The 15,283-nt window shown below is 70.2% G+C and carries 16 protein-coding genes; 13 read left to right on the forward strand and 3 right to left on the reverse strand.

The features are described from left to right. Nucleotides 1–41 precede the first annotated feature (41 nt). Complete coding sequence (locus tag D9R12_RS10200; protein ID WP_122230368.1) at nucleotides 42–1,298, forward strand: dipeptidase; 1,257 nt, start codon at nucleotides 42–44, stop codon at nucleotides 1,296–1,298. Between the two features lie 19 nt (nucleotides 1,299–1,317). Here D9R12_RS10200 and thiE read toward each other — a convergent pair whose 3' ends face one another. Further along, nucleotides 1,318–1,944 carry a thiamine phosphate synthase gene (thiE, locus tag D9R12_RS10205; RefSeq protein ID WP_122230230.1) on the reverse strand — a complete coding sequence of 209 codons (627 nt, stop codon included), beginning with the start codon at nucleotides 1,942–1,944 and terminating at the stop codon, nucleotides 1,318–1,320. Between the two features lie 63 nt (nucleotides 1,945–2,007). Here thiE and D9R12_RS10210 point away from each other — a divergent pair, with 63 nt between their 5' ends. The 5 genes from D9R12_RS10210 (at nucleotide 2,008) to hemC (ending at nucleotide 5,820) form a co-directional block, all read left to right on the forward strand. Next, nucleotides 2,008–2,199 carry a rubredoxin gene (locus D9R12_RS10210; RefSeq protein WP_122230232.1) on the forward strand — a complete coding sequence of 64 codons (192 nt, stop codon included), beginning with the start codon at nucleotides 2,008–2,010 and terminating at the stop codon, nucleotides 2,197–2,199. A 61-nt stretch (nucleotides 2,200–2,260) separates the two neighbouring features. Next, nucleotides 2,261–2,929: an alpha/beta hydrolase gene (locus D9R12_RS10215; protein WP_122230234.1), complete on the forward strand. Its 669-nt coding sequence runs from the start codon at nucleotides 2,261–2,263 to the stop codon at nucleotides 2,927–2,929. Between the two features lie 4 nt (nucleotides 2,930–2,933). Then, nucleotides 2,934–3,989, forward strand: a complete 1,056-nt coding sequence (locus D9R12_RS10220; protein WP_122230236.1) for a sensor histidine kinase — start codon at nucleotides 2,934–2,936, stop codon at nucleotides 3,987–3,989. A 7-nt stretch (nucleotides 3,990–3,996) separates the two neighbouring features. Next, nucleotides 3,997–4,734, forward strand: coding sequence for a LytR/AlgR family response regulator transcription factor (locus D9R12_RS10225; RefSeq protein ID WP_210538980.1), 738 nt, complete (start codon nucleotides 3,997–3,999; stop codon nucleotides 4,732–4,734). A gap of 165 nt (nucleotides 4,735–4,899) precedes the next feature. Continuing rightward, the gene (gene hemC / locus D9R12_RS10230; RefSeq protein ID WP_122230238.1) at nucleotides 4,900–5,820 is read left to right on the forward strand and encodes a hydroxymethylbilane synthase; all 921 of its coding nucleotides are present in this window, start codon (nucleotides 4,900–4,902) and stop codon (nucleotides 5,818–5,820) included. A gap of 207 nt (nucleotides 5,821–6,027) precedes the next feature. On the opposite strand, the gene D9R12_RS10235 is transcribed toward hemC, so the two are convergent. Then, complete coding sequence (locus tag D9R12_RS10235) at nucleotides 6,028–6,651, reverse strand: LolA-like protein (RefSeq protein ID WP_122230240.1); 624 nt, start codon at nucleotides 6,649–6,651, stop codon at nucleotides 6,028–6,030. A 111-nt stretch (nucleotides 6,652–6,762) separates the two neighbouring features. On the opposite strand from D9R12_RS10235, the gene D9R12_RS10240 reads away from it, so the two are divergent. Both D9R12_RS10240 and D9R12_RS10245 read left to right on the forward strand, forming a co-directional pair. Beyond that, nucleotides 6,763–7,746, forward strand: a complete 984-nt coding sequence (locus D9R12_RS10240) for a helix-turn-helix transcriptional regulator (protein WP_122230242.1) — start codon at nucleotides 6,763–6,765, stop codon at nucleotides 7,744–7,746. 139 nt (nucleotides 7,747–7,885) lie between these two features. Beyond that, nucleotides 7,886–8,860 (forward strand): Nudix family hydrolase, encoded by a 975-nt coding sequence (locus D9R12_RS10245; protein ID WP_122230244.1) that lies wholly within the window; start codon nucleotides 7,886–7,888, stop codon nucleotides 8,858–8,860. Here the strand turns inward: D9R12_RS10245 and coaE are convergent. Then, on the reverse strand, nucleotides 8,836–9,447 hold the full coding sequence (gene coaE / locus D9R12_RS10250; RefSeq protein WP_122230372.1) for a dephospho-CoA kinase: 612 nt from the start codon (nucleotides 9,445–9,447) through the stop codon (nucleotides 8,836–8,838). The two genes, D9R12_RS10245 and coaE, sit on opposite strands and share 25 nt — an antisense overlap. Before the next feature lie 385 nt (nucleotides 9,448–9,832). Between coaE and D9R12_RS10255 the strand changes: the two genes are divergently transcribed. The 5 genes from D9R12_RS10255 (at nucleotide 9,833) to D9R12_RS10275 (ending at nucleotide 15,202) form a co-directional block, all read left to right on the forward strand. Next, nucleotides 9,833–11,137: an NCS2 family permease gene (locus D9R12_RS10255; RefSeq protein WP_122230246.1), complete on the forward strand. Its 1,305-nt coding sequence runs from the start codon at nucleotides 9,833–9,835 to the stop codon at nucleotides 11,135–11,137. A gap of 13 nt (nucleotides 11,138–11,150) precedes the next feature. Continuing rightward, on the forward strand, nucleotides 11,151–12,296 hold the full coding sequence (locus D9R12_RS10260) for a nucleoside hydrolase (RefSeq protein WP_244672003.1): 1,146 nt from the start codon (nucleotides 11,151–11,153) through the stop codon (nucleotides 12,294–12,296). A gap of 304 nt (nucleotides 12,297–12,600) precedes the next feature. Beyond that, nucleotides 12,601–13,182, forward strand: a complete 582-nt coding sequence (locus D9R12_RS10265; RefSeq protein WP_170159224.1) for a cysteine hydrolase family protein — start codon at nucleotides 12,601–12,603, stop codon at nucleotides 13,180–13,182. A 71-nt stretch (nucleotides 13,183–13,253) separates the two neighbouring features. After that, on the forward strand, nucleotides 13,254–13,520 hold the full coding sequence (locus tag D9R12_RS10270) for a hypothetical protein (protein ID WP_122230250.1): 267 nt from the start codon (nucleotides 13,254–13,256) through the stop codon (nucleotides 13,518–13,520). Between the two features lie 140 nt (nucleotides 13,521–13,660). After that, nucleotides 13,661–15,202, forward strand: a complete 1,542-nt coding sequence (locus tag D9R12_RS10275) for a pyruvate kinase (RefSeq protein WP_244672004.1) — start codon at nucleotides 13,661–13,663, stop codon at nucleotides 15,200–15,202. Nucleotides 15,203–15,283 lie beyond the last annotated feature (81 nt).

Below are 15,283 nucleotides of genomic sequence, written 5' to 3' on the forward strand. Positions count from 1 at the left end.
TCGTCTCGCGGCGACGCCTTTTGTTCGATCAGGAGAAGGAAATGAACACCAAGACACTGATGGCCGCGTTGCTGCTGATCGCCGCCGTCGCCGTCGATGCGCACGCCAGGGAGGTGGTGGTCACCGACAAGGCCCGGGCCCTGCAGGCGCGGGCGATCAACCTGGACACCCACCTGGACACGCCGGCCCTGTTCGGCCAGCTGGGCTGGAAGATCACCGACCGTCACAGCTACGCCGCCGACGGCAGCCAGATCGACTACCCGCGCATGGTCGAAGGCGGGCTTGATGGCGGGTTCTGGGTGGTCTACACCGGCCAGGGGCCGCTGGACGCGATGGGCAAGCTGAAGGCGCGCGACTTCGGCCTCAAGCGCCTGGGCCAGATCCGCGAGATGGTCGCGGCCAACCCGGACAAGTTTGCGCTGGCCACCGTCGCCGGCGATGCCGCGCGGATCAAGGCCGAGGGCAGGAAGTCGGTCTACATCAGCATGGAGAACGCCTATCCGCTCTCGCACGATCCCAGCCTGCTCAGTTACTACTACAAGGCCGGGCTGCGCATGCTCTCGCTGGTGCATGGCAGCCACAACGATTTCGCCGATTCGTCGGGTATTGCCGAAGGCACGGTCGGCGAGCACGGCGGGCTGACCGAAAAGGGCCGGCAACTGATCATCGAGGCCAACAGGCTGGGCATCATCGTCGACCACTCGCATGCCTCGCCCGAGGTGTTCGACCAGATGATCGCCCTGTCCAAGGCGCCGATCATCCTCTCGCACAGCGGCGCCTATGACGTCTATGCGCATCCGCGCAACCTGGACGACAAGCGGCTCAAGGTACTGGCCGCGCATGGCGGGGTGATCCAGGTCAATTCGCTGGGCAATTATCTGGTGGACACCGGCGGCACGCCGGAATACCGGGCCGAACTGGGCAAGCTCTACCGGTCCTTTGGCGGGCGCGGCGAAATGAGCGCGCAGGAACGCAGGCAGGCCATGGCCCAGGTCGAGGCGCTGAACACCAAGTACAAGATCAGGAAAGCCACCTTCGACGATTATCTCAGGCACCTGCTGCACATCCTCGAGGTCGCCGGCTGGCAGCACGTCGGCCTGGGCGCGGACTGGGATGGCGGTGGCGGCGTAGTCGGCTACGAAGACATCACCGCCTTGCCCAAGGTGGTGCAGGCGCTGCTGGACGCCGGCTACAACGAGCAGCAGATCACCGCGGTGCTGGGCGGCAACACCCTGCGCCTGATCGAGCAGGTGCAGGCGCTGGCCGACCCTGCGGCAGTCAAGGCCGCGCTGGAATAGGCACCACGCGCCGGGCGATTCAGGCAAACAGCGCCTGCAACGCGCGCGCCGCGGCGATCGGGTCCGGCGCGTCGAACACCCCGCCGATCACCGCCACCAGGTCGGCGCCGGCGGCGACCACCGGGCCGGCGTTGTCCGGCGTCAGTCCGCCGATCGCCACCCGCGGCACGCCCAGCGAGGCGGTGGCCTGGAACACCGCCGGCGTGGCGCGATGGGTGGTCGGCTTGCTGCGACTGGCGAAGAACGCGCCGAAGCTGACGTAGCTGGCGCCTTCGCGCACGGCGGCATCGGCCAGCGCCGGCTGGTCGTAGCACGAGGCGCCCAGCAGCGCGTGCGGACCCAGGGCGGTGCGCAGCTGAGCGAGCGTGCTGATGTCGTCTTCGCGATGCAGGCCGGCCGCACCGATCGCCAGGGCCAGGGCCAGGTCATCGTTGATGATCAGCGGCACGCCCACGGACTGGCACAGCGCCAGCAGCTGTTCGGCCTGGCGGCGGCGCTGCGCATCGTCGGCCGACTTGTTGCGGTACTGCAGCCAGGTGACTGCGCCGCTGTCCAGCAGCGGCCGGGTGCGGGCCAGCAACTGCGCGTCATCGGCGATGTCGGGGGTGATCAGGTACAGGCCGCGCGGCGGCGTGATGGTGGACATGGCGACTCCGGTGCGCGGGTGCGGCTGTGTGACAATGCGGCACCCAGGGCCTGCGATTATCCGATGCGCGACACCGATCCCACCACCTACCGCAACTGGATGTGCGTGGTCTGCGGCTTCATCTACCGCGAAGCCGAGGGCCTGCCCGAGGAAGGCATCGCGCCGGGCACGCGCTGGGAGGATATTCCCCAGACCTGGACCTGTCCGGACTGCGGTGTGACCAAGGACGATTTCGAAATGGTGGAAATGGACTGAACCTCCGTCGCATCGTTGCCACCCAGGCGCTTGTTCCCACGTTATTTTTGCGGAAGACCCCATGACCGATCTGCTCGATGCCGTCGAACTGGAAACCGGCAACGCCCCGACCTGGAGCGTGCTGTGGCTGCACGGCCTGGGCGCCGATGGCCATGACTTTGCCCCGATCGTGCCCGAGCTGGTGCGCCCGGGCTGGCCGGCGCTGCGTTTCGTGTTCCCGCACGCGCCGGTGCGCCCGGTCACCATCAACAACGGCATGCGCATGCGCGCCTGGTACGACATCGCCGGGACGGATTTCGCCAACCGCGCCGATGCGGCCGGCGTGGACCAGTCGATCGCCCAGGTCGAGGCGCTGCTGGCGCGCGAGGGCGAGCGCGGCATCGCGCCGTCCAACATGCTGCTGGCCGGGTTCTCGCAGGGCGGGGCGATCACCCTGGCCGCCGGCGTGCGCCGCCAGGTGCCACTGGCCGGGCTGGTCGCGCTGTCCACCTACCTGCCGGGCGCCGACAGCCTGGCCAGCTTCGCCAGTGCAGCGGCCAGGGCACAGCCGGTGTTCATGGGCCATGGCACGTCCGATCCGGTGGTGCTGACCAGTTACGGCCAGCGCAGCGCGCAGGCGCTGGCCGACAACGGGTTCAGCGTGGAGTGGCATACCTACCCGATGGCCCATTCGGTGTGCGCCGAAGAAATCCGTGACCTGGGCGACTGGATGTCGCAGCGTTTCGGCTGAACCCATGCGCCAGGCGTCGCCCGCCGCCCAGGCCTGGCTGCCGCAGCTGTGCACGCTGCCGCGACTGCTGGTGATGCTGGGGCTGGCCGAACTGGTGATCCTGGTGTTGGCGCTGGCGCCTGATGGGGCGCCGCGTTGGAGCGCGGAGCATTTCCTGTCGGCCAGTGCGTTTGCGCTGTGGCAGGCGATCGCGGTGACCGCGCTGCTATGCCTGCTGCGCCCGTTTCTGTCGCGCCTGCCGCAGCGCCTGGGCGCGCTGTGCGCGGTCGCCGTCGCCGGTGCGGTGGCGATGTTCTCGGCCAGCGCGCTGTATACGCTGTACACCGCCACCGGGCTGCAGATCGGCGCCGGCCGCCTCGGCTTCTGGCGCTTTACCCTGGGCAGCGCCGCGGTGGTGATGCTGATCAGCGCGCTGGCGCTGCGCTACTTCTACGTCAGCGATCGCTGGGCCTCGCAGGTCTCGGCCAGTGCGCGCGCCGAGGCCGATGCGCTGCAGGCACGCATCCGGCCGCACTTCCTGTTCAACAGCATGAACCTCATCGCCAGCCTGTTGCACAGCGCCCCGCAGGTGGCCGAACGCGCGGTGCTGGATCTGTCGGACCTGTTCCGTGCCGCGCTGGGTGCCGGCGAGGACAACTCGACCCTGGCCCAGGAAGTGGAGCTGGCCGAGCGTTATCTGGCCATCGAATCGCTGCGCCTGGGTGCGCGCCTGCAGGTCCGCTGGCAGCGCGACGAACCGTTGCCCTGGGACCTGGTGCTGCCGCGCCTGGTGCTGCAACCGATGGTGGAAAATGCCGTGCTGCACGGCATCTCGCGCCTGGCCGAAGGCGGCACCATCGACATCGGCCTGCGGGTCGAGGGCCGGCTGCTGCATATCGTGGTACGCAACCCGGCGCCGGAGCCGGGCAGCGCGCCGGCGCCGTTGCTGGAGCGCGGCGCCGGGCACGCCCAGCGCAGCATCGCCCATCGGCTGGCCTATCGCTTTGGCGCCGGCGCGCGGGTGACGGGCTTCTGGGAGCAGGGCTACTATGCCTGCGGACTCGCCATTCCCCTGGCCTGAGGTGCGCATGCCCCTGACCGTGGTGGTTGTAGACGACGAACCGCTCGCCCGCGAACGCCTGCGCAGCCTGCTGGCCGACCAGCCCGGCGTGCAGGTCGTTGCCGAAGCGGGCGATGGCCTGGCTGCGCTGCAGGCCTGCGCCGAGCATCGCCCGGACCTGGTCCTGCTGGACATCTCCATGCCCGGGGTGGATGGGCTGGAGGCCGCCCGCCACCTGGCCGCATTCGAGCCGCGCCCGGCGGTGGTGTTCTGCACCGCCTACGATACCCATGCGCTGTCGGCGTTCGAGGCGGCGGCGATCGACTATCTGATGAAGCCGGTGCGCGCCGAACGCCTGGCTGCGGCACTGGAGCGCGCGCGCACCTTCGTCGCCGGGCGTGCCACCGCACCGGCGCCGCCCTCCAGCAGCCAGCCGCGCACCCACCTGTGCGCGCGCCTGCGCGGCAGCCTGCGGCTGATCCCGCTGGACGATGTGCATTACCTGCAGGCCGAGGAAAAGTACGTGGTGGTCCACCATGCCCGTGGCCAGGATCTGATCGAGGAATCGCTCAGGTCGCTGGAGGAGGAGTTCGCCAGCCGCTTCGTGCGCATCCATCGCAACTGCCTGGTTGCCCGCCACGAGCTGATGGAACTGCGCCGGGTCGAGGACGGTCGGGTGCAGGCCGTGCTGCGCCATGCTGCCGCGCCGCTGGAGGTCAGCCGGCGCTGCGTGCCGGCCTTGCGCGAGACGGTCAAGGCGCTGTAACGCGCGACGTGCAGCACAGCGCCGTGGCGTCGCAGGCCGCCGGGCACCTCGCGTGGGAGCCGCCACGGCGGCGAAGAGGCTTTCCGGGCCAAGCCCTTGGCCGCCATGGCGGCTTCCACGGGTGTGCAGCGGCGCGCTGCCGCGGGTTGCGACGATAATGCGCCGATGAGATCGCTGCGCATCGCCACCCGAAAGAGCGCGCTTGCCCTGTGGCAGAGCGAACACGTCGCCGACCTGTTGCGCCAGGCGCATCCGGGCCTTGTGGTGGAGCTGGTGCCGCTGAGCACCCGCGGCGACGAGGTGCTGGACCGCTCGCTGGCCGCGATCGGCGGCAAGGGCCTGTTCCTGAAGGAGCTGGAACTGGCGATGCTGGACGATCGCGCCGATTGCGCGGTGCATTCGCTCAAGGACGTGCCCATGGAGCTGGATGGACCGTTCGTGCTGCCGGCGATCCTGGCGCGTGCCGATCCGGCCGATGCCTTCGTCTGCAACGCCTATCCGCGGCTGCAGGCGCTGCCGCATGGCGCGCGCGTGGGCACCTCCTCGCTGCGTCGGCAGTCGCAGCTGCGCGCGCTGCGCCCGGACCTGCAGCTGGCGGACCTGCGCGGCAACGTCAACACCCGCCTGGCCAGGCTGGACGCCGGCAGCTATGACGCCATCATCCTGGCCTGCGCCGGGCTGCAGCGGTTGGGCCTGCAGGAGCGCATCACCGCCCGCCTGGCCGCGCCCGACTGGCTGCCGGCGCCGGCGCAGGGCGCCATCGCGGTGGAGTGCCGCAGCGATGCGCCGCAGGTGCTGGCCCTGTTCGCCGTGCTGGACCACCTGCCGACCCGGCGCTGCGTGGAGGCCGAGCGCGCCATGAACCGCGCCCTGCACGGCAGCTGCCATGTGCCGGTCGGCGCGTTCGCCCGGGAAGACGCCCAGGGCATGTCCCTGAGTGGATTGGTCGGTTCGGCCGAACTTGGCACGCTGGTCCGCGCCGAAGCGGCCTCGGCCGACCTCACCCCGGAAAACCTGGGCCACCAGGTCGCCCAGGCGCTGCTGGCCAACGGCGCCGACGCGCTGCTGGCTGATCTGGATCTGTAGCGGCGTTGCCGGGCGGAAGGCGGGGAGATGCCCGCTTGGTCGGGGCCTGGTAGAAGCCCCCCTCATCTGCCCTGCGGGCATCTTCTCCCCCGCGGGCGGGGGAGAAGGGGGTGGGGCGGTGCGGCGCGGAAGCCGGCGCGGCGGGGACATCGCAGCCGCCACGGTGGCCGGTTTCCCGAGCCGGCTGCAGTGCACGCCCAGGCCAGATCATTCGGAAGCGATGGGCGTATCGATGACGATGGCCGGGTCGTTGAAGCGGCTGTAGCGCACGGTCATGGTGTAGGGCTGGCCCTGCGACACGCCCTGGTGGCGCAGTTGCAGCGGCAGGCCGTCCGGACCGATCCAGTAGAGGAACTGCACCGGCTGCTGGCCCGCTCCGTTGCGCACCAGAAACTGCTCGGCCTGGATGCCCTCGACCACGGTCCGGCCTTGCGCGCTCACCTGCAGGTTGGCCTGGCCGGCCTGGAGTCGCATCGGGTCGCGCCATTGCGCCACCGCGCCTTCGGGCAGCGGCATCTTGCGGGTGCGGCCCTGCGACTGCAGGTACAGGACGTTGCCGATGATCACCTGGGTGCCGATCGGCATCTGCACCCGGTAACGGTCCGGAGCGACGAAATCCAGCACGGTGGTGCTCTGGTGTGCGCCCTCCAGGGTCATTTGCGCATGGAAACTGCGCGCGTCCTGGAAGGCCTGCATCGAGGCGGTGACCCGCTGCGTCGGCGTAGGCGCCGCCGCGGCCGCCGCGCCAGCCGGGCGGCTCGGCGGATCGGAAGCGCCCTGGCAGGCGGACAGCAGCAGGCAGGTCAGCAGCGGCAGGCAGGTGCGATGCATTGGGTGGGCTTTTTTGGAATCGGCACAGGACCATAGGGTCCGCCAAACGTCACCGGTGCGCGGTGAACGCCACGGCCTGCATCGATCGCCGGCTCGGCCATAATCGCCGGCATGGACAAGATCGAACGCATCACGGCCCTGCACCGGATCCTCAAGGGTGCGCGCTACCCGGTCACGGTCAAGCGCCTGCAGGACGAGCTGGGCTGCTCGCGGGCCACCGTCTACCGCGACCTGGCCTACCTGCGCGATGCGCTGATGGCGCCGGTGGAGGGCGACGGCGAAGCCGGCTTCCGCTATGCCGCCGGCCAGACCGATCGCTTCGAACTGCCCGGGCTGTGGCTCAGCTCCGACGAACTGTACGCGCTGGTCGCCTCGCAGCAGCTGCTGCTGCGCACCGGCGGCGGGGTCCTGGCCGGCGCGCTGGCGCCGCTGCAGAAACGCCTGGAAGGCCTGCTGGCCGACCATGCCGGCACCGAGCGCTGGCCGGTCGAACGGGTGCGGGTGATCGCCCATCGCGGCCGCACGCTGGACCAGGCCGCCTTCCGCTGCGTGGCCAGCGCCGTGCTGGAGCGGCGCCAGCTGAGTTTCGAGTACCGCGCCCGCTCCACCGACGAGCGCACCCGCCGCATCGTCTCGCCCCAGCGCATCACCCACTACCGCGACAACTGGTACCTGGATGCGTGGGACCACGGCCGCCAGGCGCTGCGCAGCTTTGCGGTGGACCGCATCAGCAGCGCGCGGGCGCTGGATGAGCCGGCCATCGAGATGGGCAAGGACGAACTGAGCCAGCACCTGGCTTCCAGCTACGGCATCTTTTCCGGCGAACCCAAGGGCTGGGCGACGATCCTGTTCAGCCCCAAGGCCGCGCGCTGGGTGGCCGACGAGCAGTGGCATGCACGCCAGGAAGGCCGCTTCCTGGCCGACGGCCGTTACGAGCTGAAGGTGCCCTACAGTGCCTCGCGCGAGTTGCTGATGGACGTGCTGCATTACGGCGCCGATGCCGAGATCGTCGGCCCGCCGATGCTGCGCGAACAGGCCAAGTCACTGCTGGAACTGGCCCTGACCAACTACGAAAACGACCCCGGCAAGCGCTGAGCTGCACGCCGGCCCGATGCCGGCGTCGGCTACCATGTCCGTGATTTTCGCCTCCCCCGATGTCGTCCCGTGCCTGTTTTGCGGTGATGGCGCGTGCCGGGCTGGCCGATCGCTCCCCCCACCGTCCGCAAAGCCCGCCATGGATTCCGCATCGCTCCGCTTCATCCACGTCGTCGCCGCCGTCATCACCGATGCGCGTGGACGCGTCCTGCTGGCCCGGCGCGGCGACGGGCGCGATCTGGCCGGGCTGTGGGAATTTCCCGGCGGCAAGCGCGAGCCGGGCGAAGCACCGGAACAGACGCTGGTGCGCGAGCTGCAGGAAGAACTGGGCATCACCGTGCAGGTCGGCGCGCCGATCATGCGCGTGCCGCACCTGTATCCGGACAAGCGGTTGCTGCTGGACATCCGCCGGGTGACCGCCTGGAAGGGCGTGCCGCGCGGCATGGAAGGCCAGGCGCTGGCCTGGGTGGAACAGGACAAGCTCGGCCGCTACCCGATGCCCGATGCCGACAAGCCGGTGGTGGCCGTGCTGCAGCAGCCGGACCGCTACCTGGTCACGCCCGAACCCGGCGCCGACCATGCCGCCTGGCTGGTTGGCGTCGCCGCGGCCCTGGCCGATGGCGTGCGCCGGGTGCAGCTGCGCGCGCGCAACCTGGACGGCGATCCGGCCTGGCCGGCACTGGCGGCCCAGGCCGTGGCCCTGTGCCACAAGGCCGGCGCCCAGGTGCTGGTCAACAGCACCGCCAAGCTGGCGCGCGAACTCGGCGCCGGCCTGCACGTGCGCGGCGATCAGCTCGAGCGCCTGTCGGCCAGGCCGCTGCTGCCGGGCACGGCGTTCGCCGCGTCCTGCCATTCGCTGGAACAGCTGCGCCGGGCAGAAGAGCTGGGCTGCGATTTCGTCACCCTCGGCGATGTGCGCGCCACTGTGGCCCATCCCGAGCAGCCGCCGATGGGCTGGGAGACCTTCGCCGGCCTGCGCGAACAGGTGAGCCTGCCGATCTACGCCACCGGCGGATTGGGCATCGCCGATCTTGCCGAGGCACGCCAGCACGGCGCCCAGGGCATCGCCGCGATCCGCGGCCTGTGGCCCTACGCGGCGGCCAGCAGCCGGTAGCGCGCGTCCAGTTCGGCCACCGCCTGGGCGATGTCTTCCAGGCTGCCATCGTTGCGCACGATGTCGTCGGCAATGGCCAGTCGCGCCGCGTCGCTGGCCTGGGCATCGATCATCCGCTGGGCCAGGGCTGCATCGATGCCGTCGCGGCGCAGCAGCCGTGCCATGCGCAGCTCCAGCGGTGCGGTGACCACGATGATGCGCTGCATCCAGGGATAGCGCTCGCGCCCGCCGCCTTCGGCCAGCAGCGGGATCATCGCCACCGCATACGGGCCGCAGGCATCGCGGCACTGCTGTTCCAGGGTGGCGTGCACGGCCGGATGGACGATGGCTTCCAGTGCACGGCGCGCATCGGCATCGTCGAACACGCGCCGGCGCATGGCCGCGCGATCCAGCCGGCCCTCGCCGTCGAGCACCTGCGCGCCAAAGGTCTGCACGATCGCCGCCAGCGCCGGTTGGCCGGGTTCGACCACCGCCCGGGCGATGCGGTCGGCATCGGCCACGAAGATGCCCAGCGCGGTGAAGGCGCTTTCCAGGGCGCTCTTGCCCGAGGCGATGCCGCCGGTCATGCCGATCAGGGTCTGGCTCATGCTGGCATTATCGACCTGGCGCACCTGCCGCGACAGCCGGCGGGCAGCCGCCTGTGCATGCGTTTTTCAGGCGGTGGGCCGGGACCAGCCTGGCGCGGGCGTTTTTCGCCAGCCGGCATCGCGACATGGTGAAACCAGGGCGGTCTTGCAAAACCGCGACTTCCGTGTGAAAACCAGCTGTCGCTGCGCAGCATTGGCAGCCGGTCCGAGGACGCGCGCGGGCGGGGCGAACCTGTCCTCAAGGCCATGGCCGGACCGGCTGGCGCCGGCTTGCCCCTGTCGTTTGGCCCGCTTTCGGATCGCCCATGCCCCTGCCACCGCCCGCCTGCCACCACGTCGCTGGATTTGCCGAGCCGATCCCCTCGCAAGGACGGGTCCTGGCGCGATGACCGGCTGGCCGGGGTTTCGACTGGCCGAACACGGCACCTCGGTCCGCACCGAGCTGCTGGCCGGGGTCACCACCTTCCTGACGATGGCCTACATCGTGCTGGTCAACCCGGACATCCTGGCCGCCGCGGGCATGGACAGGGGCGCGGTGTTCGTGGCGACCTGTCTGGCCGCGGCACTGGGCTCGGCGCTGATGGGGGTGCTGGCCAACTGGCCGATCGGGCTGGCGCCGGGCATGGGCCTGAATGCGTTCTTCGCCTTCTCCGTGGTCGGGGTGATGGGCTACCCGTGGCCGCAGGCACTGGGGCTGGTGTTCCTGTCCGGCTGCGCGTTCGTGCTGCTGACCCTGACCGGCGCGCGGCGCTGGCTGGTCGATGGCATCCCGCAGTCGCTGCGCAGCGGCATCGCCGCGGGGATCGGGCTGTTCCTGGCGTTCATCGGCCTGCAGGCCGCCGGGCTGGTGGTGGCCAGTCCGGCCACGCTGGTCACGCTGGGCGATCTGCATGCGGCCGAACCGCTGCTGGCGCTGGCCGGGCTGGCGCTGATCGGGGTCCTGGATGCATGGCGCGTGCGCGGCGCGATCCTGATCGGGATCCTGGCCGTGACCGCGGCCGGCCTGCTGCTGGGCAAGGTGCACTACGCCGGCCTGATGGCGTGGCCGCCCAGCCTGGCGCCGACCTTGCTCAAGCTCGACATCGTCGGCGCCCTGACCCAGCACGGCGGAGCAATGGCACTGCTGCACGTGCTGCTGGTGTTCCTGCTGGTGGAGATGTTCGATGCCACGGGCACCCTGGCCGGCGTGGCCCAGCGCGCCGGGCTGCTGGCCAGGCCCGAGCAGCGCGTGCAGTTCGACCGTGCGCTGCTGGCCGACAGCAGCGCGGTGCTGGCCGGTTCGCTGCTGGGCACTTCCAGCACCACCGCGTATGTGGAAAGCGCCGCGGGCGTGCAGGCCGGCGGCCGCACCGGACTGACCGCGCTGACCGTGGCGGCGCTGTTCCTGCTGGCGCTGTTGTTCTCGCCGCTGGCCGCGATGGTGCCCGCGTATGCGACCGCGCCGGCGCTGATCTACGTGGCCGGGCTGATGCTGCGCGAACTGGTCCAGCTGGAGTGGGGCGATGTCACCGAGGCGATGCCGGCCTGCCTGGCCGCGCTGGGCATGCCCTTCACCTATTCGATCGCCAACGGCCTGGCCCTGGGCTTTGTCAGCCATGCGCTGCTCAAGCTGGGCACCGGCCGCTGGCGCGGCGTGCACGCGGCCACCTGGGTGGTGACCGCGCTGTTCGTCCTGCGCCATGCGCTGTAGGGGCGCAGGCTCGATGTGTGCCCGCACTTCGATCCACCTGCGCAAGGCCGCCGCCTGGCTGCTGGTGGTCATCGGCACGCTGCCGGCAGCGGCGGCGGAAAAAAGGCTGGTGATCCTGGACGACGACCTGGACGGCTTTGCGCCGGCCCAGGTGATGGCGCTGCAGGCGCCGGACGTGCAGGTCCTGGGGCTGACCACGGTCAGTGGCAATGCCTGGGCCACCGAGGCCACCGCCCATGCGCGGCGGATGCTGGAAATCACCGGCCATCGGCAAGTCCCCGCCGTGCCCGGCGCCATCCATCCCCTGGTCAACACCGAGGTGGCCACCGAACGCTGGGAAGCGCTGTACGGCAAGCTGGTGTGGAAGGGGGCGTGGATGAAGCACTGGGTCCAGGACACCTTCCAGGCCGAACCCCAGTACCACGGTCCCGAAGTCGTGCCCCAGCTCGAGCTGGGCGACCCGAGCGTGGTCAAGGCCTCCGGCGAGCTGGCCGCGACCTTCATGATCCGCATGGTCCATGCCCATCCGGGCCAGGTGAGCATCATCGCGACCGGCCCGCTGACCAACCTGGCCCTGGCCCAGCGGCTGGACCCGCAGTTCGCCGCATTGGCCAGGGAACTGGTCTACATGGGCGGCAGCCTGGCGCCGCGGCAGACCCGCGACAGCGATGCCGCGCGCCAGTTCGCGCGTGAGTTCGTCAACACGCCGCGGCGCGAATTCAACATCTTCTTCGACCCGGAGGCCGCCAGCATCGTCATGCGCGCGCCCTGGAAGAAGATCGTGATGGTGCCGGTCGATCCGTCCACCGCCACCGAGCTCACTCCCGCGCTGCTGGCGAAGATGCGCGCGAGCGACACACCGATCGCCAGGGCGTTGGCCTCGCGCCAGACCGGCTTTCCGCTGTGGGACGAGCTGGCCGTGGCGGTGTGGCTGGAGCCGTCGCTGATCAGCGCATTGGACCAGCTGCTGGTCGATGTCAATACCGAATTCGGCCCCGGCTACGGCGACATCCTCTCCTGGGACCGGCCCTATGCCCCGGGCCTGGGCGAGCAGCCTCAGACCGTGGTGCGCCAGGTCGACGTGCCGCGCTTTGAGGCGCTGATGTCGCAGCTGCTGACCCGTCCGCAGCCCCCTGCGCTGGGCGCGCCGGTGCCCTGAGCCGCGTTTGGCAAGGCGGGATCCGGAACATCGCCGACCCGCCGCGTGGCCGACGCCGGCCGCTTGCAAGGATGCGGTCGACCTACACGGGAACTCGACGGCTGCCCCTCTCAAATAGCCGCTCCCCAAAGCAGATCGGGCGGTGTGTGGAAAAGGCCTCGGCCATTGCTTTCTTTGAGGGCGCCAGCCAGGGCATCGCCCACGACAGGCGGCCGCGCCGGCGCTGCTGGCGCGCGCGAGCGGCGACCCGGCGCGCATCGAGCTGCCGGAGCCGGGGCACCAGATGGTATTCAAGGAGAAGACGATGAAGGCGCTGTTGGTCATCGACATGTTCAATCGCCTGGATTTTCCCGGCGCCGAGTGTCTTGCGCCGCGGGCGGCGGCCATCGCCGAACCGCTGGCCGCGCTGGTCAGCCAGGTGGCCGGCGAAGGCGGCGCGGTGTTCTATGCCAACGATGACCTTGGCCCGGTCTCGGCCAGCCTGTCCTCGCTCAAGCAGGCCATGCTCGAACGCGGCGGCGCCTCGGCGGCCATTGCCGGGCACCTGCCGATCCCCGCGGGCGCCGAGCTGGTGAACAAGCCGCAGCACTCGGCGTTTTTCGAAACCTCCCTTGGCCAGCGCCTCAGGGCGCTGGCTCCCGATGAGGTCTGGGTGGCGGGGGTCGCCGCCGACCTGTGCGTGCTGGCCTCGGCGGTCGATGCTTCCATGCGCGGCTTTGCAGTGCGGGTTCCGGCGGACGTGGTCGCCTCGGAGTCCGAGGAGAAACGGGCCGCCGCGCTGCTGCTGCTGCGCCACTCCTTCAAGCTCGATACCAGGCCCTGGCGCGGGCCCGGTGGCGGCGTTCGGGAAAGCGCGCAGTCCCGCCAGTGCGTGTCAGGATCGTGAATCCTGCAGCTTTCCCCCCCGCAACCGCGCGCTGATCCGTTGGTCAGTGCCCAGCCTGTCGGATATCGAAGATGACCCTTGAAGACAGCATCGGCTGGCTGGCGTCGGCCCTGCTGATTTGCACGTTGGCCCACCAGATTCATACCCAGCTCAAGGCGCCGAACGCCAAGGCCGTCTCGCACTGGCTGTTCATCGGCCAATCCCTGTCCTCGGTGGGCTTCCTCGTCTACAGCGCGCTGCTCGGCAACTGGGTCTTCATCGTCACCAATGCGCTGATCCTGCTCACCGCCGTCATTGGCCAGATCGTGCTGGTTTTGCGCGAAAGGCGCGGTCGCTGATCTTGGGGGAAGCGGTCTGACACGCGGGGCAGGGTTCGGTCTGAAGCGCCCTGGGTAACGAAACCACGACACGGCGACGTCACCGGACTGTGATACTCAGGTCAGCCTGTGTTGACCAGACCATGCAGACCCATGGCGCCATGACCCAGCCCGTCGAAACCCTCCGCCCCGCCGCCGAACTCCTCGCCGAGCTGCACCAGGTGCGCCACGCCGTCGCCGCCGAGGGACGCACGCTGTGGCAGCGCTGGGACATCGGCCACGGCCGGCGCAGGTTCCGGGTCAGCGCCTTGAACTTCGCCCAGTACCTGGCGCTGCGGCGACGCGACCTGCGCGCCCTGCAGACCGACCTGATGCCCTACGGACTGTCCTCGCTGGGCCGCTCGGAAGGGCGGGTGCTGGCCAACCTCGACGCGGTGATCGGCGCCCTGTCGGCCCTGGCCGGGGGCCCGCACAAGCATTACCCGAGGCCGCACGCCTTCTTCCGCGGCGAGCGCCTGCTGCGCGCCAACATGGAGGAACTGTTCGGCCCGGTGGCGCAAGGCACGCGGACGGCGCGGATCATGGTGACCCTGCCGACCGAAGCGGCCGACGATCCGGCCCTGCTGGCCACCCTGCTGCGCAACGGGACCAACGTGGTGCGGATCAATTGCGCCCACGACGGGCCCTCGGTCTGGGCGGCGATGATCGCCAACCTGCGCGCGGCGGAAAAGGCCACCGGCTGCCGCGCCCGGATCCTGGCCGACCTGGGTGGTCCGAAGGTGCGCACCGGGCAGGTCCAGGGCGCCGGGCACCAGGGCCGGATCCATGAGGGCGATCAGATCCTGCTCACCGCCGGCGGATTCGCCGATCCAACAGACCATCCCTGGCAGGCCGAATGCGAACCGGCCAGCATCGTCCAGCGCCTGGCCGTGGGCGATCCGGTGTTCATCGACGACGGCAAGCTCGCCGCCCGGGTCGAGCGGTGCGCGCATGAAGGCGTCATCATCCAGGCCACCCACACAGGTCCCAAGGGCTTCAAGCTCAAACCGCAGAAGGGCCTGAATTTTCCCTCGACCGACCTGGGTCTGCTGGCGCTGACCGACCAGGATCACCGCAGCCTGGATTTCATCGCGCGCGAGGTCGACATGATCGGCTATTCCTTCGTCCACAGCGCCGCCGACGTGCGCCTGCTGCAGCAGGAGCTGGCGGCGCGGCGGCCGCAGGACTGGCAGCGGATCGGCCTGATCGCCAAGATCGAGACCCAGCGGGCGGTCCACAACCTGCCCGAGATCATCGTCCAGGCCGCCTCCAACCAGCCCTTCGGGGTGATGATCGCGCGCGGCGACCTGGCGGTGGAAATCGGCTTCGAGCGCCTGGCCGAGATGCAGGAAGAACTGCTGTGGCTGTGCGAGGCCGCGCACGTGCCGGTGATCTGGGCGACCCAGGTGCTGGAAAGCCTGGTCAAGAAGGGCCTGCCGACCCGCGGCGACATGACCGACGCGGCGATGTCCGCCCGTGCCGAATGCGTGATGCTCAACAAGGGCCCCTACGTCGCCGAGGCCGTGGCGGCCCTGGACCGCCTGCTCACGCGCATGGCCGAGAACCAGTCCAAGAAGACGCCCAAGCTGCGCGCGCTGCGCAGCTGGGACACGTCGGTGGGCCCGGTGCCGGGCGCCGGCGATTCGGCAGGCGCGCACGCCTGACAGCGCACTGCCCCGGGCGCGGGCGCTCGCTCTGGATCGGTGTGGCCTTGCCCCCAAAACGGAACCCGGGCCGCAGTGCGC

Source organism: Pseudoxanthomonas spadix (assembly GCF_003703395.1).
Classification (GTDB): Bacteria; Pseudomonadota; Gammaproteobacteria; order Xanthomonadales; family Xanthomonadaceae; genus Pseudoxanthomonas_A; species Pseudoxanthomonas_A spadix.